The sequence below is a fragment of the Niveibacterium sp. COAC-50 genome (genome assembly GCF_013184235.1).
Classification (GTDB): Bacteria; Pseudomonadota; Gammaproteobacteria; order Burkholderiales; family Rhodocyclaceae; genus Niveibacterium; species Niveibacterium microcysteis.
Map to the genome: position 1 here is coordinate 851004 of NZ_JABCJM010000002.1, position 21877 is coordinate 872880.

A 21877-nucleotide genomic window follows, 5' to 3' on the forward strand; every position below is an offset into this window, starting at 1 on the left:
ATGCGCCAGCGCGGTTTCACGCTGATCGAACTGCTGGTGGTGCTCGCGATCGTGGCGCTGCTGCTCACGCTCGCGCTGCCGCGCTACATGGGTAGCGCCGAGATCGCGAAGGAACGGGTGCTGGTCGAGAACCTGCGTGTCACCCGCGACGCGATCGACAAGCACTTCGCTGACCGTGGCCGTTATCCCGAATCGCTCGACGCGCTGGTCGAGCGGCGCTATCTGCGCGAGCTGCCCTTCGATCCACTGCGCGATAGCCGCACCGCGTGGAACGTCGTACCCCCGCCGAGCGGGCGCGATGGTGGCGTGTACGACCTGCACAGCAGCGCCCCCGGCAACGCGCACGACGGCCGTGCGTTCTCAGAGTTATGAGCCGCCAGCAGGGCTTCAGCTACATCGGCATCCTGATCCTGCTCGCGATCATCGGCGCGATATCGGCGCAGACCATGGAGTTCGCCAGCACCGTCGCGCTGCGCAGCAAGGAAGCCGAGTTGCAGGCGCAGGGTGACGAGTTCAGCCGCGCCTTCAAGCGCTACTACCGCGCAAGTCCGCAGGGCTCGCCGTCGTATCCGAAGGATCTGCGCGATCTCCTGCGCGATCCGCGCTTCCCCGGCACCGTGCGCCACCTGCGCCGCATTCCGCGCAACCCGCTGACCGGCAGCACCAACTGGATGCCGATCCCCGCGCCCGGCGGCGGCATCATGGGTGTTGCGGTGATCGCGCCCGGCGAGCCGATGCGCAAGCCGCAGCGCACGCTGGCACCGGCTACCGTCGGCGCCCCGACGCCGGCCGGAGCGACCGCACCGCAGGTGGCAGCGCCGGCCAGTGGCTATGCCACCTGGCGCTTTGGCTACGACCCGGCACAGGCGACCGGCACCATCACGCCGGACGCCAACCCCAGCGCGCCGCAAGGCGCTGGTTGAGCGATCAGAGCGGGTAGGCCCAGGGCAGGGCCGGCAGCGCACCGTTCGTGACGTCGATGTAATGCGGCGTCAGTTGCGACCAGTCGGTCGTGAACCACGAGGACAGGTCGAATACCGTGTCCGAGTCGCCGAGTTTCTGCACCTCGATGTTGGGCATCGTCAGCGGAATCTTCACCGCGCACACGGATGGGTCCGCCCGCGGGCGCACGAAGTACACCGCGCTTTCGGTCGTCGTGGAGACATTGGTGACGCGCCGTGCGCTCAAGCTCGGCGCGCTCGCGTTCCCCTGCACCAGCAGTGCGGTTTCCACATCGACACCGATACCGCGCGCGCCGTTGCTGCCGGTGCCCGATGCCAGCACGCCGCCGCTGCAGCCACCACCCGCGATGTTGGGCTTGATCATGCGCGCGACGAATCCGAGCAGGCGGCCGAGCCGGTCGCGTGAGTCGAGGTGGGAATCGAGGATCGTGTTGTTCAGCGCGGGCGGCATGATGAAACCGGCGCCGCCAAGCGGGCTCGGGTCCAGGGTCATGTAGCGGTTGTAGGGGTTGTCGAGCGCCTGCTTGGTGGTGACGCTGCCGTTGAGCGCTGCAAAGTCGGCCCAGCCGAGTACCGCCAAGCCTGCGCTGGTGCCGCCGAGCGGCACGTTTCGAGCCATCAGCCCGCGCAGCGTGGTGTCCAGCGCGGTGCCTTTCCAGTACTTGATGTAGTCGCTCTGGTCGCCACCGGCGATCCATACCGCGTGCGCCTTGCCGACCACGTTGTTGACGAAGGCGTCGTTGGCCGCGGCGACGCTCGGGATCACCAGCGTCTCGACCGAGGTGAGGCCCAGCGCTGCACCGCCGACCCAGCCGTCGGCAAAGCTCGACGATGTGCCGGATGCTGCATCGCTGTAGTAGATGTAGGGGTTGTATGCGTCGGTGCCGGTGGCGCGGATTACGACGAAACGGCCACCGTGACCCGGCGTGATGCCGGCACGCTGGATCATCCAGCGGAAGGCCTCATCCACGTCTGGCCCGCCGCCCATCAACACGAAGCTGGGTTGCACTGGCGCCGAAACGCTTGCGGGCGCGGCGGCATTACCGAGCACCGAATACGTGTATGGCGCCTTCGCGGCCAGCGCGATGTTGCAGGCCGCGAGCAGGCTGCAGCCGGCAATCAGGCGGAGCAGGGTATGCGCGAAGCGGCGCGCGGTCGTTGCCCGGTTGTGGCCGGGATACGCGGTCGAGGTGCCCATGTTGTGATTCCCTTCAGCGCTGCGTCGCACGGCGGCGGGACGCCGTCGGGGCGTGTCCTCAGTATAGGCAGGCCCCACGCGGGCTTCCGGCGGCATCGGGCCGAGGCGCGCAGCGCGTCACGGCCCCGGTGTCGCTCAGAGGGCCTCGCTCGCGGTGGCGAGCGTGACGCGTGTGGACAGCGCGTTGAGCGCGATCAGGTGAAGCATCTGGCTGACGGTGGTGCAGCAGTCGCTCAGCACCGTCACGGCGTAGGGTTCGGCGGCCTTCGAGATCGCGGTATGGGTCACGCAGTTCTGCGTCATCATGCCGCACACCAGCAGCTCGGTTGCGCCCAGCGCATCGAGCGTTGCCTTCAGCGTGGTGTCGTGGAAGGCATCGGCAAAGTGCTTCACCACCACTGGCGCGTCCGGGGCCGCGGCGAGAATGCGCGGATGGATCTCGACCCCCGGTGTGCCGGCGTTGAAGAAGGGCGCGATCCCGCGTGACGCGTCGGCGATGTGCTGAACATGGATCACCGGCACGCCCTTGGCACGCGCTTGCTCGATTGCGCGCTCGACGTTGGCGAGCGTTGCCTCCGGATTCCACTGCGGGAATTTGCCGTCGGGGAAGTAGTCGTTCTGCAGGTCGATGACGATGAGTGCCTTGCTCATGGACGGGCTCCTTGTTGGGAGGTGCGTGTTGGTGAGGCGCATTGTTCGCCTTGCGCCGCCCGCGACGTGAGTGGCCTGAACGACAAACTCCGATAAGATCGGGCCAATCCCTTCGTCGGGCCTCCCGCCCGTGCCTACCCGGAGTGCAGCGATGGAAAAGCCGGTGGTCGCCGTGGTGGCCTTCGACCAGATCAGCCCCTTCCACCTGTCCGTCCCCTGCGTGGTGTTCGGCGACACCCACCCGGGCGTACCGCGTTTCGATCTGCAGGTCTGCGCCGCCGAAACGGGCCCGCTGCGCACCACGGCGGGCTTCCGGGTGCAGGTCGATCATGGGCTGGAGGCCTTGGCACGGGCTCAGATCGTGATCGTGCCGAGCTGGCGCGACCCGGCCGAGTGCGCGCCGCAGGCGCTGTGCGAGGCGTTGCGGGCCGCCCATGCGCAGGGCGCCCAACTGGTCGGGCTGTGCCTGGGCGCCTTCGTGCTGGCCGACGCGGGCTTGCTCGATGGTCGCCGCGCCACCACCCACTGGGCGGCGGCACATGCCTTCGCGCAGCGCTACCCGAAGGTGGTGCTGGATGCCGACGTGCTCTACGTCGAGGACGGCCCCATGCTCACCTCGGCAGGCACTGCGGCGGGCATCGACTGCTGCCTGCATCTGCTGCGCCAGCGCTACGGCGGTGAAATCGCCAACCGTGTTGCGCGCCGCCTCGTCACACCGCCGCACCGCCAGGGCGGGCAGGCACAGTTCATCGAGCAACCGCTGCCGGCGCACCCGCGCGATTCGCGCCTCACCGATCTGCTCGACTGGGTCCGGGCGCATCTCGACCAGCCCCACTCGCTCGACAGCCTCGCCGCGCGTACGCTGATGAGCCGCCGCACCTTCACCCGCCATTTCCGCCACATCACCGGTACCACGGTTGGCGACTGGCTGCTCGGCGAGCGCCTGGCGCTGAGCCAAAGGCTGCTCGAGACCACCGACCAGCCGGTCGAACGCATCGCCGCGCTGGCCGGCTTCGGTTCGGCGGTGTCGCTGCGTCAGCACTTCGGCCGTGCCTTCGGTGTGTCGCCGAGTGCCTGGCGGCAGACCTTCCGCGGCGACTGATCGGGCTGCGCTCAGCCGCGCCAGACTTCGAGGAAGCAGCGCAGCTTGGCCGGTGGCTGGCGGCGCGAGGGGTAGTAGAGATGAAAGCCGGGGAAGCGGGGCGTCGCTTCGGGCATCACTTCGAGCAGGCGGCCGGCGGCCAGATGCGGCTGCGCGGCGCTCGCCAGCACATAGCCGAGGCCGAGGCCGTCGAGGGCCAGCGCGAGCATCGCGCCGGTGTCGTTCACCGTCAGCGTGGCCGGCGCATCGAGTGTGATCTCGCGGCCGCCTTCCAGCAGTTCCCAACGGTACAGCGCGCCGCTCGACGGCATGCGGAAGCGGATGCAGGTGTGCTGCGTGAGGTCGGCGATCGAGCGCGGCGTGCCGTGCTGGGCGAGGTACACCGGCGTGGCGACCAGCGCGATGCGTTCCTCGCGGCTCAGCGGCACGCTGACCATGTCCTTCGCGATCGCTTCGCCAAGCCGGATACCGGCGTCGTAGCCTTGCTCGACGATATCGACGAAGCCGTCGTCAAAGCCGAATTCCAGCCGCACATCAGGGTAGCGGGCACGAAAGCTGGCGAGCCGCGGCTGAATCACCGCCGCAAAGGCAACGCGCGAGAGGTTGATGCGCAGCAGGCCGGACGGCGTATCGCGCAGTTCGCCGATCGCATCGGCCGCGTCGAGCAGCTCGCCCAAGGCGGGGCCGACGCGCGCCATGAAGCGTTCCCCGGCTTCGTTGAGTGACACGCTGCGCGTGGTGCGGTTCAGCAGCCGCAGTTGCAGGCGCGATTCCAGCGCGCGTACCGCCTGACTCACGGCCTGCGGCGACACGCCCAGCTGCGCGGCCGCGGCAGTGAAGTTACGGGTGCGTGCGACCGCGGCGAAGGCGATGTAGCCGTCGAGCTGGTGGATCTTCATGAGTATTTTCAATTACAGCTTGATAGTGCATCAAGATTATCCGTCTTTGTTCAAGCCTGCCGAGCGCCCACACTGAGCTCATCCCGATTCCTCACCCCAAGGAGCCAAACGATGAGCCTTGCTTCCACCTACACCCTGGGCCGCAGTGGCCTGCGCGTCAGCCGCCTTGCGCTCGGCACGATGACCTTCGGCACCGACTGGGGCTGGGGCGCCGACAAGGCGACGGCCCGCGCGATGTTCGATGCTTACGTCGATGCCGGCGGCAACCTTGTCGATACCGCCGATCTCTACACCAACGGCAATAGCGAAACCTGGCTGGGCGAGTTCGTACGTGAGCGAAGCCTGCGCGACCGCATGGTCATCGTCACGAAGTACGGCTACAGCGCGCAGCCGGATAACCCGAACGCCGGCGGCAACGGCCGCAAGAACATGATCCGCGCGGTGGAGGGTTCGCTGCGCCGGCTCGGCACCGACTACATCGACCTCTACCTGCTGCACAGCTGGGACCAGCTGACGCCGGTAGACGAGGTGATGCGCGGCTTCGATGACCTGGTGCGTGCCGGCAAGGTGCGCCATGTCGGGCTGTCGAACGTGCCGGCGTGGTATGCGAGCCGCGCGCAGACGCTGGCTGAACTGCGCGGCTACGAGCCCCTGAGTGCGCTGCAGCTGGAGTACTCGCTGGTCGAACGTGCGGTCGAACATGAATTCATCCCGCTCGGCCAGCAACTGGGCATGGGGCTGATGGCCTGGAGCCCGCTGGCAAGCGGTCTGTTGTCCGGCAAGTACCGGACCTCGCGCGATGGCCAGTTCGGCGATGGCCGGCTGCAGACCATGGCGGGCGCTGACAACCCGGCCTTCGCCAAGCTCACCGAGCGCAACTTTGCGATCGTCGCCGAGCTGGAGGCGGTCGCCCGCGAACTTGGTCGCAGCATGGCGCAGGTGGCGCTGAACTGGGTGGCCCATCGTCCGGGTGTGGCCTCGGTGTTGGTCGGCGCAACCCGCCCCGAGCAGCTCGCCGACAACCTGGGTGCGCTCGACTTTGTGATCCCGCCCGCCTTGCGCGATCGCCTCGACGCTGCGAGCTCGATGCCGCCGGGCTACCCCTACAGCTTCTTCACGCCCGGCATGCAGGCAATGCTGGCGGGGGCCAATCCGGTGGGCGACAAGCCGGCCGGCTACCAGCCACCGATCCGGATCAAGGCGCCGGCCGCCGCCGTGGGGGGCGCGGCGCCCGCCGAAAACGCCTAGTGCACACGCAAAGAAAACGGCGCCCGGAACTGCGGGCGCCGTTGAGGCGGGCTGCGTGCGGCCTACTGGCCACTCACTTGCCGCCGATGCTCTCCATCGCTTCCCACTTGCCCTTGACCACCTTGTAGACGGTAATGCCGCCTTCCTTGAGGTCGCCCTTGGCGTCGTAACCAAGGCGTGATGTGGTGACGCCTTGCAGCTGCGTTGCGGCGAGCGCAGGCAGGTACTTGGCCGGGTCAACCGAGTCGGCCTTCTTCATCGCCATGAACATCGCCATCGCGCCGTCGTAGGCGTAGGGCGAGTAGGTTTCGACCTTGGCGCCGAAGCGCTTCTCGTACTTCGCCACATAGGCGGCGCCACCCGGCATCTGCTCGATCGGCAGGCCGGCCAGCGAGGCGATCACGCCCTCGGCGGCGTCACCGGCCAGCTTGATGAAGTTGTCGCTCTTCACCATCTCGCCGGAGATCAGCGTCGCGCTGATGCCCAGCTCCTTGATCTGGCGCGCCATCGGTGCGGCCTGCACTTCCGAGCCGCCGTAGAAGATTGCCTGCGGCGCCTGCGCCTTGAGCTTGGTGAGGATCGCGCGGAAGTCGACCGACTTGTCGGTGGTGAATTCGCGCGCAACGATGGTCGCGCCGGCGGCCTTGGCGGCCTTCTCGAACTCGTTGGCGAGGCCTTGCCCGTAGGCGGTGCGGTCGTCGATCACGGCGATCTTCTTGAAGCCCAGCTTGCCCACCGCATAGCTGCCGACCACCGAGCCCTGCTGGGTGTCGGAGGTCATCATGCGGAAGGTGGTCTTGAAGCCTTGCTCGGTGTAGGCCGGCGCGGTGGCCATCGCGATCTGCGGAATGCCGGCGCGTGCGTAGATCTTGGACGCCGGGATCGTGGTGCCGGAATTGAAGTGCCCGAGCATGCCGGCGATGTTGTCGTCCACCAGGCGCTGCGCGACGACGGTGCCGCTGCGTGGGTCGGCCTGGTCGTCTTCGGCAAGCAGTACGAACTTCACTTCCTTGCCGCCGATGGTGGGTTTGCTGGCATTCACTTCTTCGACGGCGAGCTGCACGCCGTTCTGGAAATCCTTGCCGTAGTGCGCCTGCGGCCCGGTCAGCGGGCCGGCAAAGCCGATCTTCACTTCCACCGGTGCAGCAAAGGCGGTGCTGCCAAGCGCGAGCAACAAGGCTGCGGCGGACATCTTCATCGTCATGCGTGCCTCTCCCATGTTGTGTGGCGTGTGGCCACGGATCGGGGCGGCCGCTCGGTGAGCAGCCTAAACCCCGATTCTGCGCCTGAATGACTCAGCCAATCATCATCAGGGTGGCATTTCCCCCAGCGGCCGAGGTGTTGAGTGACACGACCCGCTCCGCCAGCAGGCGTTCGAGCGGGTAGCGGCCGCGGCCGTCGCTGGCGGCACAACTGAGCAGGGGGCCTTCACGCTCGGCCAGGGCGCGCTGGATGTCGCGCAGCTGGTCGGCGTCACCGGTGAACAGTGCGGCATCCACGTCGGCGGCCAGTGGCGCGTCTACCCATTCGATGCGTTCGGCGAGCGGTGCCGGCAAGCTGGCGAACAAGGCCTCGGCCCGATCCTCGCGCGCCAGCGCCGCGCGGTTGCCCGTCGCAAGACAGGCCGCCAGTTGCGGCACCAGCGCCTCGGCCGTATTGGCGAGGCACAGCACGGTGCCGCGCGGCAGCAGCGCATACAGGTTGGCCTCACCGGTCGGGCCGGGCAGGGTGATCAGGGTGCCGACCGGTGGAGCGGCCGCCAGCGCTTCGGCGATGGCGCGTTCGGGCGACGCGTCGGCGCACCAGCGCGCAAGCAGGCCAAGCCGTTCGCGCGCTTCGGCGTTGAGCAGGCTGCAGCGTGCTTCGAGCGGCGTCAGCGCGCCGCGTGCTTGCAGGCTGGCCGGCGCTCCGGCACTGCCCGGCAGTTTCGCCGCGCCGCCGAGCACCAGGCGCGACAGCGCCAGCGGCCCGCCGGCCTTGGGCCCGGTGCCCGAGAGCCCCTCGCCGCCGAAGGGCTGCACGCCGACCACGGCGCCGATCACGTTGCGGTTCACATACAGGTTGCCGACCTTCGCATGCGTGGTGACGTAGCCGATCGTCTCGTCGATGCGGGTATGCAGGCCCATCGTCAGGCCGTAGCCGGTCGCGTGGATCTGTTCCAGCAGTGCCGGCAGCGCCTCGCGGCGGTAGCGCAGCACATGCAGTACCGGGCCAAACACTTCGCGCTGCAGCGCTGCGAGTTCCGGCAACTCGATTAGCGTGGGCGGCACAAAGCTGCCGTGCGCGCAGCTGTCGGGCAGCGGCGTCTGGTGGATGCGGCAGCCGCGCGCACGCAGGCGTTCGATATGGGTGAGGATGCCGTTGCGCGCTTCGGCGTCGATGACCGGGCCAACGTCGGTGGCAAGCCGGTCCGGCGGGCCGATCACCAGTTCGGCCATCGCGCCGCGCAGCATCTCGATCACGCGGTCGGCGATCTCTTCCTGCAGGCACAGCACACGCAGCGCCGAACAGCGCTGCCCGGCCGAATCGAAGGCGGAGCCGATCGCGTCATTCACCACCTGTTCGAGCAGTGCGGAGGAGTCGACCAGCATTGCGTTCTGGCCGCCGGTTTCGGCGATCAGCGGTACCGGCGAGCCATCGGGCAGCAGGCGGCCGGCGAGCTGGCGGGCGATCAGGCGGGCGACCTCGGTGGAGCCGGTGAACATCACGCCGCGCACCAGCGGGTCGGCGACCAGTGCGGTGCCAACGGTCTCGCCGCGGCCGGGCAAGAGTTGCAGCGCGCCGGCCGGCACGCCGGCTTCATGCAACAGGCGCACCGCGGCGGCGGCAATCAGCGGTGTCTGCTCGGCCGGCTTGGCGAGCACCACGTTGCCGGCTGCGAGGGCCGCGGCGATCTGCCCGGTGAAGATTGCGAGCGGGAAGTTCCACGGGCTGATGCAGACCACCGGGCCGAGCGGGCGGGCGCCATCGTTGGCACGCGCCAGGCCGGCGTAGTAACGCAGGAAGTCCACCGCCTCGCGCACCTCGCCCACCGCGTTCGGCAGCGATTTGCCGGCTTCGCGGATCGCCAGCCCGATCAGCGCATGGCGTTCCGCTTCGAAACGGTCGGCGGCGCGCTCCAGCACCGCGGCGCGTTCGCCGGCAGGCGTGGATTGCCACACCGGCTGCGCCTGGAAGGCGTGGCCCAGTGCGTCGGCCACATCCTGCGTGCTAGCTTCGATCACCTCGCCGACCACATCGCGCCGATCCGCCGGATTCGTGACCGGCTGTGCGAGACCGGCGCGCGGGCCATCGGCCAGCAGTGGCACGGCGCGCCAGGTTTGCTCGCGCGTTACCAGCAAACCGGCTGAGACGGAGGCGAGCCGCTGTTCGTTGGAGAGATCAAGCCCCGCCGAATTGAGTCGGCCATCCGGGAACAAGGCGCGCGGCAGCGGGATTGCCGGATGCGGCGCGCCCACCGGCTGCAGCGCTTCGGCCTCGGCGACCGGGTCGCCGACCAGTTCCGCGACCGGCACCTTGTCGTTGCCGACCTTGTTCACGAAGGAGCTGTTGGCGCCGTTCTCCAGCAAGCGGCGGACGAGGTAAGGCAGCAGCGTCTCGTGCGAGCCGACCGGCGCATACACGCGGCACGGGCGGCCGAGCTTGTCTGCGCCCACCACCTCTTCGTACAGCGGTTCGCCCATGCCGTGCAGGCACTGGAACTCGTACTGGCCTGCGTAGTAGTTCTGCCCGGCCATCTGGCAGATCGCGGCGACGGTGTAGGCGTTGTGTGTGGCGAATTGCGGGTAGATCGCCTCGGGTGCGTCGAGCAGCTTGCGCGCGCAGCCGAGGTAGGCGACATCGGTGTGCAGCTTGCGCGTCCACACCGGGTAGCCTTCGAGGCCGTCGACCTGGGCGCGTTTGATCTCGCTGTCCCAGTAGGCGCCCTTCACCAGCCGCACCATCAGGCGCCGGCGGCTGCGGCGGGCGAGTTCGATCACATGGTCGACCACATGCGGCGCGCGCTTCTGATAGGCCTGAATCACAAAGCCGATGCCATGCCAGCCGGCAAGTTCGGAGTCAAAGCAGAGCCGTTCCAGCAGATCAAGCGAGATTTCGAGCCGGTCGGCTTCCTCCGCGTCGATGTTGAGCCCGATGTCGTAGCGGCGCGCGAGCTTCGTCAGCGCGGCGAGCCGCGGGTACAACTCGTCCATCACGCGGTCACGCTGGGCGCGGCTGTAGCGCGGATGCAGCGCCGACAGCTTGACCGAGATGCCGGGCCCTTCATAGATGCCGCGTCCGGCGGCGGCCCGGCCGATGGCGTGGATCGCCTGCTCGTAGGCGGCGTAGTAGCGCTCGGCGTCGGTGGCGGTCAGCGCGGCTTCGCCGAGCATGTCGTAGGAGTAGCGGAAGCCCTTGGCCTCGTGGCTGCGCGCGTTCTCCAGCGCTTCGGCAATCGTTTCGCCGGTGACGAACTGTTCGCCCATCAGACGCATCGCCATATCGACGCCCTTGCGTACCACCGGCTCGCCGCTCTTCGCGATCAGCTTCGACAGCGCGTTGTTGAGGCCCGATTCCGACTGCGTGCCGACCAGCTTGCCGGTGATCAGCAGCCCCCAGGTGGCGGCGTTCACGAACAGCGAGCCGGATTGCCCTAGGTGGGCGGCCCAGTCGCCGCGGCCGACCTTGTCGCGGATCAGCGCGTCGCGGGTGGCGCGGTCGGGGATGCGCAGCAGCGCTTCGGCGAGGCACATCAGCGCCACGCCTTCCTGGCTGGAGAGTTCGAACTCGTGCAGCAGGCCTTGCACCAGCCCGTTGCGGCCGCCGCCGGTGCCTTTCGCGCGCAGCGCTTCGACCAGCTGCGTCGCGAGCGAGCGGGTCGCATCGGTGCGTTCGGCCGACTGGCGTGCCAGCGGCAACAGCATCGCCAGCGCTTCGGGTTCCGGCCGACGGTAGGCGGCGGTGATGGCGGCGCGCAGTTCGCTCTGCGGTTGCACCCCAAGCGCCAGGTCGAGGAAGGGTTGCGGCCCTTCGGCCGGGGCCGGGCGCTCGTCCGCCTCGATCAGCGCACCGCTGCCGTCGTATTCCGGCGGTGTGTGGCCGTGCTCCAACGCGTCGAGGTAATGGAAGATGGCCTGCTTGATCAGCCAGTGCGGCGTGCGCTCAAGCCCTTGTGCGGCCAGGCGGATGCGTTCGCGTGCGGCGTCGTCGAGTTTGACGCCGAGGGTGGTGGCGGACATGGTTGCACCTTTGCTCTCTGTGGGTGCAACCAGTATGGTTCGCGGTGGCGCCGGCCGCTACCCGGTGCACGACAATCTCGTTCCGGATTGCGGCGGCGCGGCGCTGGCTCAGATCAGGCGGCGGCCCTGCGCGTCCACCACCGCTTCGCCGTCCTCCTTGGTGAAGGCACCTTGCTGCGGCTGCGGCAGGATGTCGAGTACCAGTTCCGAAGGCCGGCACAAGCGGGTGCCGAGCGGCGTGACGACGATCGGCCGGTTGATCAGGATCGGATGCGCGAGCATCGCGTCGATCAGCGCGTCGTCGCTCAGCGTCGGGTCGGCGAGGCCCAGCTCCTCGTAAGGCGTCCCCTTCTGGCGGATCACGTCGCGCACCGCGAGGCCGCTGTCGCGGATCAGCGCCAGCAGGGTGTCCCGGCTGGGCGGCGTCTGCAGATAGAGCACCACCTCCGGCTCGATGCCGGCATTGCGGATCATCGCCAGCGTATTGCGCGAGGTGCCGCAGGCGGGGTTGTGATAGATCGTCACCTGACTCATCGGGGGTGTCCTGTTCTCAGCGGGGTTGTTGTTCGTACCAGGGCTTGCTGGCATTGACGATGCGCACGACCAGCAGCATCACCGGCACTTCGATCAGCACACCGACAACGGTTGCGAGCGCTGCACCGGACTGAAAACCGAACAGGCTGATCGCGGCCGCGACGGCCAGTTCGAAGAAGTTGGAGGCGCCGATCAGCGCCGAGGGGCAGGCCACGCTGTGGCGCTCGCCAAGGCGGCGGTTGAGCCAGTAGGCCAGCCCGGCATTGAAGAAAACCTGGATCAGGATCGGCACGGCGAGCAGCGCGATCACCAAGGGCTGGCGAATGATCGCTTCGCCCTGGAAGGCAAACAGCAGCACCAGCGTGGCCAGCAATGCGCTGATCGACCACGGGCCGATGCGCGTCATCGCGGCGTCGAAGGCGGCCTGGCCCCTGGCGAGCAAGCTGCGGCGCCACAATTGCGCGAGGATCACCGGAATCACGATGTACAGCACGACCGAAGTCACCAGGGTCGCCCACGGCACCGTGATCGCCGAGATGCCCAGCAACAGGCCGACCAGCGGCGCGAACGCGAACACCATGATCGAATCGTTCAGCGCCACTTGCGACAGCGTGAACAGCGGGTCGCCATGGGTCAGGCGGCTCCACACGAAGACCATCGCGGTGCAGGGCGCGGCGGCAAGCAGGATCAGCCCGGCGATGTAGCTGTCGATCTGGTCGGCCGGCAGCAGCGGCGCGAACAGCTGGCGGATGAAGAGCCAGCCGAGCAGGGCCATCGAGAAGGGCTTCACCAGCCAGTTCACGAACAGCGTCACGCCGATGCCGCGCACATGCTGGCGCACCTCGTGCAACGCGCCGAAGTCCACCTTCACCAGCATCGGAATGATCATCACCCAGATCAGCAGGCCGACCGGCAGGTTCACCCGCGCGAACTCAAGCCGCCCGATGGCCTGGAACACCCCGGGTAACAGCTGGCCGAGCGCGATGCCGGCCAGGATGCAGAGAAAGACCCACAGGCTGAGGCCACGTTCGAAGGCGCTCATGGGGGTAGGCGTTTTGGCGGTGTCAGGGGTGTGCGTCATGGTGTGCATCGATTTCGTCGGGGGCGTCGGGGCAACAGGGGGTGGTAAGCAGATCCGCACAGGCCTCGGGCCGGCCGCCGCAGCATTCGGCGGTGAGGTAGGTAACCAGCTCGGCAACCCGTGCAATGTTCGGGCGATAGCGCTGGAAGCGCCCTTCCTGTTCAACCGTGGCGAGCCCGGTATGCAGCAGTGATTTCAGGTGGAAGGAGAGTTTGTTCGGCGCGATATCGAGCGCGCTGGCAAGGTCGCCCGCCACCATGCCGGCCGGCCCTTGCCGGACGAGCAGGCGGAATACATCGAGCCGGATGCCCGATGCGAGCGATTCGAAGACCGTAGCGGCGTCGTCCCTGTTCATCATTCAATATTACAAGAAATATTGAAATGACGGACCGACAAAGCGGCGCCTTTGCGCCGCTGGGGCTCAGGCCAGCAAGGCCGTGATCGAGGCGATCTGCGCGCTGGGGCGCTCTGCCATAGCGGCGTTGTCGGCCTGGCTCGCCGGTGCAACGTCACCGAACAGCGTGGCGTCCGCTTCCACCACGAGGCTGCCATAGCGCACCTTGCCGCGGATTTGCGCGCCAGCGCGCAGCTTGAGGCGGCCGGTCACATGCAGTTCGCCCTCGAAGCGGCCGCTGATGTCAGCGGCCTCCACCCGTGCGGCGCCGTTGAAGCTGCCGCCGGCGGCGATCTCGATGACGCGGCTCTCCAGCGCGGCGTCGACATGGCCTTCCACCCGCAAGGTGTCGCAATCGAGGATCTGCGCGCCGCTCAGTTTCACGCGCGGCCCCACCACCAGCCGGTTATCCGCCACCGGGCTGCTCGATGTGGCCGGGAAGGGGGCGGGCTTGAAGGGTTCGGGTACGCCCGGCTGGGAATCGGATGCCGGCGGGCGCCGGATGCTGCGGGATTCGCGGTGCTGGTCGAGGATGCTGGGTTTGGCGATCATGTTGACTCCTGCCGGTTCGGTGATGCGCCCGGATGCATGGGCAGGGCCGTCAATGCAGTTTGCATGCCAGTGCCGGCGGGCCGGGCGATTGCGCGATAATCGTCGAAGCCTGTCGGTGCCATTGGCACAAAAGTGTCGCTCCACGGCGACGCGAAAATCGGTGGCAAGCCCCGATCCGGCTGGCCTTGCGGCACTCAAGTGTGTCGGGATGTGACGACAGCGTCGCTGCCTCTGGTCAAGCGGGCGCATGCGTGTTCTGATCGCGGCTCCTGATTCCATTGGCATCACCGGCGGCGCGCCGTGGATGGCCACGCTCGCCGCAGATGTCCCGGGTTTCCTTCCGCCAGCTTCTCCTTGTCGCCTTCCTGCTGATCGCGCTGCTCCTTGGCAGCACGGCCTGGCGTGGCGTACGCATGCTCGAAGCGTTTGCGGCCGAAAGTCGCGCCGCCGCGGCCCACGCGGTGGAGGTGACGGCCGCGACGCAACTGGTCGGCGAGCGCACGGTGGACATGGCGCGCAGCGCGCGGCAGTTCCGTGTGTTGCGCGACGAGGCCTTGCGCGGCCGCTTCATGCAGGCGCGCGACGAGGCACTCGCGTCGCTGCAGCCGCTGCGCCCGGCGCTCGGCGGCCATGTCGCCGACTGGGAGTCCGCCGCCAGCGCGGTGGCCGGTCTGCTCGACGACACCGCGGCGCAACCGCTGCAGGAAGGCTTGCAGCGGCTGGGTGACGTCAACGAACAACTCGCCACCGCAGCGCAGCAGGTGGTGGAACACCAGAACCGCGAGCTGCTCGATACGCTGGATGGCAATCGTGCGCGCCTTGGCCTGCAGGTGTTCGCCGCCCTGGCCGGCAGTGTCGTGCTGGCGCTGGTGTTCGGCCTGTGGCTGGTGCGTCCGCTCGGGCGACTGGAGCGCAGCATCGACGACCTGGGCGCCAATCGTTTCGATACGCCGGTGGATATCCGCGGCCCGGCCGACCTGCGCCGCGTCGGGCGGCGGCTCGATTGGCTGCGGAGCCGGCTTGCCGAGCTTGAAGCCGATCGCCAGCGGGTGCTGCGCCATGTGTCGCACGAGCTGAAGACGCCGCTCGCGTCGCTGCACGAAGGCATCGCGTTGCTCGAGGACCGCGTGCTCGGCCCCCTGCAGGATGGGCAGGCCGAAGTCGTGAAGATCCTCACCGAGAACAGCGTGCTGCTGCAGACTCGGATCGAGGCGCTGCTCGGCTACAACGCGGCGGCTTTCGACGCGCGCCGGCTCGACTGCAAGAAGCTCTCGCTGCGCGAGGTGATCGAGGCGGTGATGCGGGAACAGGCGCTGCCCTGCCAGTCGCGCCGTATCGAAGTGCAGTTGAGCGGGCCGGACACCTTCGTCGTGGCCGATGCCGGCAAGCTCGCGATCGTGTTCGGCAACCTGCTCTCCAACGCGATCCGCTTCAGCCCCAATGGCGGCCTCGTGCGCTTCGTGCTCGGGCGCAACGAGCGCAACGTGTGGGTGGATTGCATCGACCAGGGGCCCGGCGTTGCGCGGCAGGACCGCGGCCGCATCTTCGACCCCTTCTACCAGGGCAGCCGTCAGCCGGAGGGCGCGCGTGGCGGCAGTGGCATTGGCCTGTCGATCGTGCGCGAGATGGTGCAAGCGCACGGCGGCAGCATCGCGCTGCTGCCGGACGACGGCGGTGCGCATTTCCGCGTGGAGTTACCGCATGAAGCCTGAGATGAGCGCGGTGCGCGCGACGCTCGCCGCGTGGCTGCTGGCCATGCTGGGCGCCTGTAGCACCCAGCCGACGCGCGTCGAGGAGCCGGTGCGTGCACCGGACGACAGCGCGCTGCATGCGGCGCTGGCCTTCTACAGCGCGAGCCAGAAGCCGGGTGCCGCGGTGGCGCCGGCACGGCCGCAAAACCCGCTGCAACAGATGCAGCTCGCGATGCAGCTTGGCAGCGGCGCAAATCCCGACTTTCCACGCGCTCTGGCGCAGCTCGACGCGGTGTTGCGTTCCGATGCGGCGCAGGCGCAGATCCTGCAGCCGCTGGCGCGCCTGCTGCATGACCAGTATCTCGCGCGCCAGCGCGCCGAACTGGCGGCGGACCGTGCCAGTGCCAGCGCACGCGAGGCGCAGCGCCGTGCCGATGCACTGCAGGACAAGATCGATGCGCTCGCCGAAATCGAGCGCAGTCTCCCCAACCGCCCGGCACGTCCGGCCCCTCGAAAGGAGAGCACGCGATGAGCGTTCCCTACGTGGTTTCACAGTCCGACACGGCGCGCGCCGCCCACCTGCTGCTGGTGGATGACGATGCCGACCTGCTGCGGCTGATTTCGATGCGCCTGTCGGCCAATGGCTACCGCGTGACCGCTGCCGCCTCGGCGGAGGCGGCGCTGGCGCGCCTGTCGGTCGAGCGACCGGATCTGGTGATCAGCGACGTGCGCCTGCCCGACCGTGACGGCCTCGCGCTGTTCGGCGACATCCAGCGCAGCCATCCGTCCTTGCCGGTGATCCTGCTGACCGCGCACGGCACCATCCCCGATGCGGTGGAGGCGATGTCGCGGGGTGTCTTCGGCTACCTGACCAAGCCTTTCGACAGCCGTGTGCTGCTCGACAAGGTGACGCAGGCCTTGTCGCTCGGTGCGACCACCGAGTCCGCCGGTGCCCATGACGACGCCAGCTGGCGCGCCGGCATCGTCAGCCGCAGCAACCGCATGGCCGAAGTGCTGGAAGAGGCACGCATGGTGGCGGCCTCCGACGCGAGCATCCTGATCCGCGGCGAGAGCGGCACCGGCAAGGAATTGCTGGCCCGCGCGATCCACCGTGCCAGCCCGCGCGCTGCTGCACCCTTCATCGCGATCAACTGCGGTGCGATCCCAGAGCAGTTGCTCGAATCCGAGCTGTTCGGCCATGTGAAGGGCGCTTTCTCCGGCGCAATCGCGTCGCACAATGGTCTGTTCCAGGCGGCCGACGGCGGCACGCTGTTCCTCGACGAAATCGGCGATATGCCGCTCGCGCTGCAGGTAAAGCTGCTGCGTGTGCTGCAGGAGCGCGCGGTGCGGCCGGTGGGGGCAACCCGCTCGGTGCCGATCGATGTGCGCATCGTCTCGGCGACCCACCGCAACCTCGACACTGCGATGGCCGAGGGCCAGTTCCGCGAGGATCTGTTCTACCGACTCAACGTCGTGTCGCTGCTGCTGCCGCCGCTGTCGGAGCGGCGCGAGGATATTCCGTTGCTGGCGGCCTCCTTCCTGCGCCAGCTCGCGACGAAGTACCGCAAGACGCTCAGCGGCTTCGCGCCGGATGCGATCGAGGCGCTCGCCACGGCGGCCTGGCCTGGCAACGTGCGCCAGCTCTACAACGTGGTCGAGCAGGTCAGTGCCCTGTCCACCGCGCCTTTGATCCCGGCGTCGCTGGTGCAGCGCGCGCTGCGGGTGCGCAGCATGGAGGCGCTGACTTATGCGGAAGCGAAGCAGCGCTTCGAGCGCAACTACCTGACCCAGCTGCTCAAGCTCACCGATGGCAACGTGTCGGACGCCGCGCGGCTGGCCGACCGCAACCGCACAGAGTTCTACCGCCTGCTGCAGCGCCACGAGCTGACGCCGGCGATGTTCCGCAACACCGCCTGAGCGTCGCACCGACGCGACGCCGCGAGGCACCGCCAAACGGGCGAATGCAGCAGATCCCTCGTCCGGCGTCGTGGCAGCGCGACGGTTTGGGCCGCAATGCCTGTGGCGACGGCCGTTCCGGTTCGCACAACGCCTTGCAGGCTAACGCTTTCCGGGCGATGGCACGGCGGTTGCGAGATGGGGCGTGCCGTGGCGCTCCGCGCCGCGCATCCGATCATCCTGATTCAAGGAGCGTCCCATGAACTACCCCAAGACGATTGTTGTACTGCTGACTTCCGCTTCGCTGGCCGTCGGCCTGAGCGCAGTGCTGCAGGCGGCCGAACCTGCCGCCAACGCAAGCACGATGGCCACGCCGAGCGCGAAAGACAAGGCGCTGCAGGCGCAAGTGAGTGCCACGCTGAAGGCCGACCCGGCCCTGGCCGAAGCACGCATCGAAGTCGAGGCGCTCGAAGGCGTAGTGACCCTGCGCGGCGGGCTGCGCGATGCTGACAGCGTGTCGCGCGCGCTGGCGCTGGTGGCCAGCGTCGACGGCGTGCGCCGTGTGGAAAACGGACTGGAAGTCGACGCCAGCCGTTAAGTGCTTCACCGATGCCGCAGCAAGTGGCCGTGCTGCGGCATTTTCTGACAGGCCCGCAGGCGATGCGCCGCTAGAATCGACAAATCCGTCAATTCCGTTGCAGCACGCCCCATGGCCCGCACGCTGTACCAGGTTCTCGGCGCGCATCCGCGTGCCAGCGAAGTCGAACTGCTCGCCGCATGGCAGCGGCTCGCCGATCCGCTCGAACGCGAAGCCAGGATCTCCGGGTCGGCTGCGGAGCGACTGAGCGAACTCAACGCCGCCTGGGCGGTGTTGGGCAACCCGGAAGCGCGCGCCGCCTACGACGCTACCCTTCCCGACAGCGTCTTCACCGAACCCCCAACAGACGAGGTTCTGCCCGATCTGGATGCCGCCGCTGGCCGGCCGCTTCTTGACTGGCGTGTCGGGCGTCTGTTGGTGCTGATCACTGTGCTGAGTCTGCTGGCGATCGGATGGCGCAGTTGCAGCTTCTCCTTTTCGAGTGATCGTGCCCGCGCGCAGGCCGAAGCGATGGAAGCCGAGGCGCGTGCCCGCGACGCCGAGACCCGCGCGCGGATTGATGCGCAGATCAACGGTCGCGATGACGGCCTTCCAGCCGGCGAGGCGCGTTGGCAGCGCGAGCAGGACGAACGCGCCAACGAGGAAGCACGGCGCGAATCCGACGCCCAGATTGCAGCCCGCGAGGCTGCGCGCGAGCGTGAAGCGGCCGAAGCGGCTGAACTTCGCGCACGGGCCGACGCCGAGCGCGCGCAGGCTGAAGAAGAGGCGGCCGAGCGTGCCGCTGAGAACCGCGCCCGCCTGGAACGCGAAAAGGCCCTGCTGGAGCGTTTGCAGGACGACAACAACCGCGCGATGCGCCTGCATTGACGCGATCCACCTGAACCCCTGATCGACACCGCAAGCGCGACGGACCCCATGAAGCGAACCCTCTACGACGCCTTGCAAGCCCGCGCCGATTTCACTGATGCGCAACTCAAGCGTTGTTACGAACGCCTGATCGAATACCTCGACAGCCCCGCGGCGGCCGAGCAACCTGATCGCGACGCGCAGCAATTTGCCGTGCGGGAGGCCTGGAGCGTGCTCGGCAATCCGGTCACGCGCGCCGCCTACGACGAACGTCTACGGGGCGCGCCGCCAAGCCGAGAGGCGCTTGCGTTGGCCGGTGTTGGCGCTGGCGACGAGACCGCTGGGCGCATGCGCTGGCTGCTGCTCGGACTGGTCGTCCTCTTGGCCTTCGGCCTGTGGCAGGGCGTGCGTAGTTTCCTGCACCAGAGTGACCGATGGGCGCAGGGCGTGTCGTCAGAAATCGAGGCCAAGCGTCGCGAGGCCGCCAGTCGGATTCAGATGCAGGAGCGCGTCGGCGGCGCGCCCCAGGCGGAGAGCGCGGACGCGCGCCGCCAACGCGAATACGAAGCGGCGATGAAGGCCGCCGACACCAACGAGCAGGCGCGCGAAGCGGCCGCTGATGAGGACGAACCGATGTCGGCGCGCGACACCGCGTTGGCTGAGCGCGAGGCTCGTGAGCAGGAGGCCAAGCGTGCGGAGGCGCAGCGCGCCTACGAGGCACGCCGCCGGCTGGAGCGCGACAAGGCCGAACTCGAACGCCTGCAGGAAGAGAACAACACTGTGATGCGCCTGCGCTGAACGCTATCATCCGGCCCATGAAAAAGACCCTGTACGACGTGCTAGGTGTGGCGCAGAACGCGGATCAGGCGACGCTGCGCGCCGCGACTGATCGCCAGCTCGCCGAGTACGCGCCCGAGCGCGCCACGCCGGCGACCGCCGAGGACTACGCGATTCGTTGTGTTGCGGTGCGTGAGGCCTGGTACGTGTTAGGCGACGAACAACGGCGCGCCGCTTACGATGGCTCGTTGCGCCCGGTCATGACGCCCGACGAGGCGATCGCTGCTTTTGCACCGGAACTGCAGTCGTCCGGTCTTCGTCTGCCTGGATCGCCGCGCCTGATCGGAGCGCTGCTCGCGCTTTTGCTGATCCTGCCGGCTGGCTGGTGGTTCCGCCTGGGTGCCACGGTTGGATCGCCCGAGGACGCGGCGGCGCGCCAGCGTGCAGAAGTCGAGCGGATCGAACGTGAGCAGACCGAGGGATCGCCCGAAGACCAGGCGCGTGAGCGCGAGGCGCGCGTGGCACGAGAGGCGGAGTGGCGCGAACGCCGGGAGCGCGAAGCTGCCGAGCGGGCCGAGCGTCAGCGGCAGCAGGAAGTGGAGCAGGCGCGCCGGGAGGCCGACAGCGTGTCGCGCGATCTTGAGTACAGCCGACAGCGCGCCGAGCAAGACGAACGCCAGCAGGCTGAGCGTGCCCGCCGCGAGGCCGAGCGGTTGGCGGCCGAGGACCGCCGCGAGCGCGAACGCCAGGCGGCGGAAGCCCGCCGCCGACTCGAACGCGACAAGGCCTACCTAGAGCGACTGCAGCGCGAGAACCAGGGCTATCGCAGCGACTACTGAGCGGCGGTCGTCCTGAAAGCGATTAACTGTCCTGCTGAGCCTGCTGTTCTGCACGGATGACGCGCCGGACATCCATTCGGTAGAGCTTCCACGCCGCCCAGCCGGCGAAGCCGAGGACGAAGGACGCCAGCGCAAGGCCAGCGACGCTGGCCATTGCGATCGGTGCAACGAGCCCGGCGACAATCGCGTTTGACAGGCTGGCAAGGCAGGCCTGCAGGGACGAGGCCAGACCCAACCGTTCCGGGAAGCGATCCAGCACCAGCAGCGTCACGCAAGGTGCCAGCATCGACCAACCGAAGCCGATCAGGCCGACCGGCAGAATCGCGGAGAACACGTTGGCCGGCACGAAGGCGTGGTACAGCGTATTGACGAACGCGACCACCAGCAGGATGCCGAAACCCCAGCGCACCTGCCGCTCGCGCGGAATGCGCCCGGCCAGTCGGCCGCTTGCCCACGCACCCCCCATGATCCCGCTGATGCCCCAGCAGAAGAGCCAGAAGAACTGCGTCGGCGCGAGCTTGAGATGGTGGCCGAGCAGCATCGGCGCCGACAGGATGAACACGAACATCGCATTGAACGGTACGCCGGCTGCCAGCGTCAGCAACAGGAAGCGTTTGTCCGACACGACCTGCCAGTAACCGCGCGATAGCGCCAGCGGTGTGAAGGGCTGGCGGCGCTCGGGAGGCAGGGTTTCGGGTAGCGTGCGGGCGGCCAGCACCAGCACGCTGACGGCGACGAGCGCGAGGAACCAGAAGATCGCCCGCCAGCCGAATCCGGCGAACAGCCAGCCGCCGATGATCGGCGCAATGGCCGGCGCGGCCCCGAAGAACAGGGTAATCTGGCTCATCAGTTTTTGCGCATGCACCGCGGCGAACAGGTCGCGCACGATCGCGCGGCCGACCACGATGCCGGCGCCGCAACTCATGCCCTGAAGCACCCGCCCGGCAATCAGCACGCCCACATGCGATGCGGTGGCGCATACGACGCTGGCCAGCGCGAACACCGCAAGCCCGACGAAGACGACGGGGCGGCGGCCAAAGCTGTCCGAAAGTGCGCCGTGGAACAGCATCATCACCGAGAAGCCGGCGAGATAGCCCGACAGCGTCTGCTGCAGATGGACCGGCGTCGTCGCCAGCCCCTGCGCAATCCCCTCGAAGGCCGGAAGGTAGGTGTCGATCGCGAACGGACCAAGCGAAGACAGTGTCGCCAGCAACGCGGCGAGCACCCACACCGGCCGATGCCAGGTCACGGCGGGCTGGAACTCAGCGTTGGGCGGGGCTGACATGGCTTGTGCCGGGCAGGAACGAAGCCGCTGCGGAAACGCAGCTGGCGGATGAAGCAAGCGCAGAAGGGCGCTGCGCCAGGGTGAGGCGGGGTGTCACAGTCAAGC

21 protein-coding genes are annotated in these 21877 nt (G+C 68.2%); 11 read left to right on the forward strand and 10 right to left on the reverse strand.

Translation table 11 applies throughout. The features are described from left to right. Together HH302_RS22660 and HH302_RS11390 are read left to right on the forward strand one after the other, a co-directional pair. A complete protein-coding gene (locus HH302_RS22660) occupies positions 1-372 on the forward strand; it encodes a type II secretion system protein (protein ID WP_216661872.1) in 372 nt (123 codons plus the stop codon). Next, positions 369-923 carry a type II secretion system protein gene (locus HH302_RS11390; RefSeq protein ID WP_172202289.1) on the forward strand — a complete coding sequence of 185 codons (555 nt, stop codon included), beginning with the start codon at positions 369-371 and terminating at the stop codon, positions 921-923. The genes HH302_RS22660 and HH302_RS11390 overlap by 4 nt, the downstream gene beginning before the upstream one ends. Positions 924-927: 4 nt before the next feature. On the opposite strand, the gene HH302_RS11395 is transcribed toward HH302_RS11390, so the two are convergent. Further along, positions 928-2160: a cyanophycinase gene (locus HH302_RS11395; RefSeq protein ID WP_172202290.1), complete on the reverse strand. Its 1233-nt coding sequence runs from the start codon at positions 2158-2160 to the stop codon at positions 928-930. A gap of 135 nt (positions 2161-2295) precedes the next feature. Then, the gene (locus HH302_RS11400) at positions 2296-2811 is read right to left on the reverse strand and encodes a cysteine hydrolase family protein (RefSeq protein ID WP_172202291.1); all 516 of its coding nucleotides are present in this window, start codon (positions 2809-2811) and stop codon (positions 2296-2298) included. A 151-nt stretch (positions 2812-2962) separates the two neighbouring features. Between HH302_RS11400 and HH302_RS11405 the strand changes: the two genes are divergently transcribed. Beyond that, positions 2963-3913 carry a helix-turn-helix domain-containing protein gene (locus HH302_RS11405; protein ID WP_172202292.1) on the forward strand — a complete coding sequence of 317 codons (951 nt, stop codon included), beginning with the start codon at positions 2963-2965 and terminating at the stop codon, positions 3911-3913. 11 nt (positions 3914-3924) lie between these two features. Here HH302_RS11405 and HH302_RS11410 read toward each other — a convergent pair whose 3' ends face one another. Beyond that, positions 3925-4812: a LysR family transcriptional regulator gene (locus tag HH302_RS11410; protein WP_172202293.1), complete on the reverse strand. Its 888-nt coding sequence runs from the start codon at positions 4810-4812 to the stop codon at positions 3925-3927. 111 nt (positions 4813-4923) lie between these two features. Here HH302_RS11410 and HH302_RS11415 point away from each other — a divergent pair, with 111 nt between their 5' ends. Next, positions 4924-6060, forward strand: a complete 1137-nt coding sequence (locus HH302_RS11415; RefSeq protein WP_172202294.1) for an aldo/keto reductase — start codon at positions 4924-4926, stop codon at positions 6058-6060. Positions 6061-6133: 73 nt separating this feature from the next. Here the strand turns inward: HH302_RS11415 and HH302_RS11420 are convergent, their stop codons facing one another. The 6 genes from HH302_RS11420 to HH302_RS11445 form a co-directional block, all read right to left on the reverse strand. Further along, a complete protein-coding gene (locus HH302_RS11420) occupies positions 6134-7264 on the reverse strand; it encodes a branched-chain amino acid ABC transporter substrate-binding protein (RefSeq protein ID WP_343073375.1) in 1131 nt (376 codons plus the stop codon). Between the two features lie 91 nt (positions 7265-7355). Then, on the reverse strand, positions 7356-11279 hold the full coding sequence (gene putA / locus HH302_RS11425; RefSeq protein ID WP_172202295.1) for a trifunctional transcriptional regulator/proline dehydrogenase/L-glutamate gamma-semialdehyde dehydrogenase: 3924 nt from the start codon (positions 11277-11279) through the stop codon (positions 7356-7358). Between the two features lie 108 nt (positions 11280-11387). Then, positions 11388-11813, reverse strand: a complete 426-nt coding sequence (gene arsC, locus HH302_RS11430; RefSeq protein WP_172202296.1) for an arsenate reductase (glutaredoxin) — start codon at positions 11811-11813, stop codon at positions 11388-11390. A gap of 16 nt (positions 11814-11829) precedes the next feature. Next, on the reverse strand, positions 11830-12894 hold the full coding sequence (gene arsB, locus HH302_RS11435; RefSeq protein WP_253946087.1) for an ACR3 family arsenite efflux transporter: 1065 nt from the start codon (positions 12892-12894) through the stop codon (positions 11830-11832). Further along, positions 12878-13249, reverse strand: coding sequence for a helix-turn-helix transcriptional regulator (locus HH302_RS11440; protein WP_172202652.1), 372 nt, complete (start codon positions 13247-13249; stop codon positions 12878-12880). Before HH302_RS11440 ends, arsB begins: the two co-directional genes overlap by 17 nt. A gap of 66 nt (positions 13250-13315) precedes the next feature. After that, positions 13316-13840: a polymer-forming cytoskeletal protein gene (locus tag HH302_RS11445; RefSeq protein WP_172202297.1), complete on the reverse strand. Its 525-nt coding sequence runs from the start codon at positions 13838-13840 to the stop codon at positions 13316-13318. A 323-nt stretch (positions 13841-14163) separates the two neighbouring features. Between HH302_RS11445 and HH302_RS11450 the strand changes: the two genes are divergently transcribed. The 7 genes from HH302_RS11450 (at position 14164) to HH302_RS11480 (ending at position 20487) form a co-directional block, all read left to right on the forward strand. Beyond that, positions 14164-15552 (forward strand): HAMP domain-containing sensor histidine kinase, encoded by a 1389-nt coding sequence (locus HH302_RS11450; protein ID WP_172202298.1) that lies wholly within the window; start codon positions 14164-14166, stop codon positions 15550-15552. Next, positions 15542-16063 carry a hypothetical protein gene (locus HH302_RS11455; protein WP_172202299.1) on the forward strand — a complete coding sequence of 174 codons (522 nt, stop codon included), beginning with the start codon at positions 15542-15544 and terminating at the stop codon, positions 16061-16063. The genes HH302_RS11450 and HH302_RS11455 overlap by 11 nt, the downstream gene beginning before the upstream one ends. Then, the gene (locus tag HH302_RS11460) at positions 16060-17448 is read left to right on the forward strand and encodes a sigma 54-interacting transcriptional regulator (protein ID WP_172202300.1); all 1389 of its coding nucleotides are present in this window, start codon (positions 16060-16062) and stop codon (positions 17446-17448) included. Before HH302_RS11455 ends, HH302_RS11460 begins: the two co-directional genes overlap by 4 nt. Positions 17449-17686: 238 nt before the next feature. After that, positions 17687-18025 carry a BON domain-containing protein gene (locus HH302_RS11465; RefSeq protein WP_172202301.1) on the forward strand — a complete coding sequence of 113 codons (339 nt, stop codon included), beginning with the start codon at positions 17687-17689 and terminating at the stop codon, positions 18023-18025. Between the two features lie 111 nt (positions 18026-18136). Next, positions 18137-18892 carry a DnaJ domain-containing protein gene (locus HH302_RS11470; protein WP_172202302.1) on the forward strand — a complete coding sequence of 252 codons (756 nt, stop codon included), beginning with the start codon at positions 18137-18139 and terminating at the stop codon, positions 18890-18892. A 48-nt stretch (positions 18893-18940) separates the two neighbouring features. Further along, positions 18941-19669, forward strand: a complete 729-nt coding sequence (locus HH302_RS11475) for a hypothetical protein (protein ID WP_172202303.1) — start codon at positions 18941-18943, stop codon at positions 19667-19669. Between the two features lie 17 nt (positions 19670-19686). Further along, positions 19687-20487: a DnaJ domain-containing protein gene (locus HH302_RS11480; protein WP_172202304.1), complete on the forward strand. Its 801-nt coding sequence runs from the start codon at positions 19687-19689 to the stop codon at positions 20485-20487. A 22-nt stretch (positions 20488-20509) separates the two neighbouring features. On the opposite strand, the gene HH302_RS11485 is transcribed toward HH302_RS11480, so the two are convergent. After that, the gene (locus tag HH302_RS11485) at positions 20510-21772 is read right to left on the reverse strand and encodes a multidrug effflux MFS transporter (RefSeq protein WP_172202305.1); all 1263 of its coding nucleotides are present in this window, start codon (positions 21770-21772) and stop codon (positions 20510-20512) included. Positions 21773-21877 lie beyond the last annotated feature (105 nt).

Bases quoted from the DNA above. Each gene is read 5' to 3' on its own strand.
- HH302_RS11455 (WP_172202299.1), top strand. From the start codon at position 15,542: ATGAAGCCTGAGATGAGCGCGGTGCGCGCGACGCTCGCCGCGTGGCTG.
- HH302_RS11470 (WP_172202302.1), top strand. From the start codon at position 18,137: ATGGCCCGCACGCTGTACCAGGTTCTCGGCGCGCATCCGCGTGCCAGC.
- HH302_RS11475 (WP_172202303.1), top strand. From the start codon at position 18,941: ATGAAGCGAACCCTCTACGACGCCTTGCAAGCCCGCGCCGATTTCACT.
- HH302_RS11415 (WP_172202294.1), top strand. From the start codon at position 4,924: ATGAGCCTTGCTTCCACCTACACCCTGGGCCGCAGTGGCCTGCGCGTC.
- arsB (WP_253946087.1), bottom strand. From the start codon at position 12,894: ATGACGCACACCCCTGACACCGCCAAAACGCCTACCCCCATGAGCGCC.
- HH302_RS11465 (WP_172202301.1), top strand. From the start codon at position 17,687: ATGAACTACCCCAAGACGATTGTTGTACTGCTGACTTCCGCTTCGCTG.
- HH302_RS11400 (WP_172202291.1), bottom strand. From the start codon at position 2,811: ATGAGCAAGGCACTCATCGTCATCGACCTGCAGAACGACTACTTCCCC.
- HH302_RS11480 (WP_172202304.1), top strand. From the start codon at position 19,687: ATGAAAAAGACCCTGTACGACGTGCTAGGTGTGGCGCAGAACGCGGAT.
- HH302_RS11390 (WP_172202289.1), top strand. From the start codon at position 369: ATGAGCCGCCAGCAGGGCTTCAGCTACATCGGCATCCTGATCCTGCTC.
- arsC (WP_172202296.1), bottom strand. From the start codon at position 11,813: ATGAGTCAGGTGACGATCTATCACAACCCCGCCTGCGGCACCTCGCGC.
- HH302_RS11450 (WP_172202298.1), top strand. From the start codon at position 14,164: ATGTCCCGGGTTTCCTTCCGCCAGCTTCTCCTTGTCGCCTTCCTGCTG.
- putA (WP_172202295.1), bottom strand. From the start codon at position 11,279: ATGTCCGCCACCACCCTCGGCGTCAAACTCGACGACGCCGCACGCGAA.
- HH302_RS22660 (WP_216661872.1), top strand. From the start codon at position 1: ATGCGCCAGCGCGGTTTCACGCTGATCGAACTGCTGGTGGTGCTCGCG.
- HH302_RS11460 (WP_172202300.1), top strand. From the start codon at position 16,060: ATGAGCGTTCCCTACGTGGTTTCACAGTCCGACACGGCGCGCGCCGCC.
- HH302_RS11485 (WP_172202305.1), bottom strand. From the start codon at position 21,772: ATGTCAGCCCCGCCCAACGCTGAGTTCCAGCCCGCCGTGACCTGGCAT.
- HH302_RS11445 (WP_172202297.1), bottom strand. From the start codon at position 13,840: ATGATCGCCAAACCCAGCATCCTCGACCAGCACCGCGAATCCCGCAGC.
- HH302_RS11420 (WP_343073375.1), bottom strand. From the start codon at position 7,264: ATGACGATGAAGATGTCCGCCGCAGCCTTGTTGCTCGCGCTTGGCAGC.
- HH302_RS11405 (WP_172202292.1), top strand. From the start codon at position 2,963: ATGGAAAAGCCGGTGGTCGCCGTGGTGGCCTTCGACCAGATCAGCCCC.
- HH302_RS11395 (WP_172202290.1), bottom strand. From the start codon at position 2,160: ATGGGCACCTCGACCGCGTATCCCGGCCACAACCGGGCAACGACCGCG.
- HH302_RS11410 (WP_172202293.1), bottom strand. From the start codon at position 4,812: ATGAAGATCCACCAGCTCGACGGCTACATCGCCTTCGCCGCGGTCGCA.
- HH302_RS11440 (WP_172202652.1), bottom strand. From the start codon at position 13,249: ATGAACAGGGACGACGCCGCTACGGTCTTCGAATCGCTCGCATCGGGC.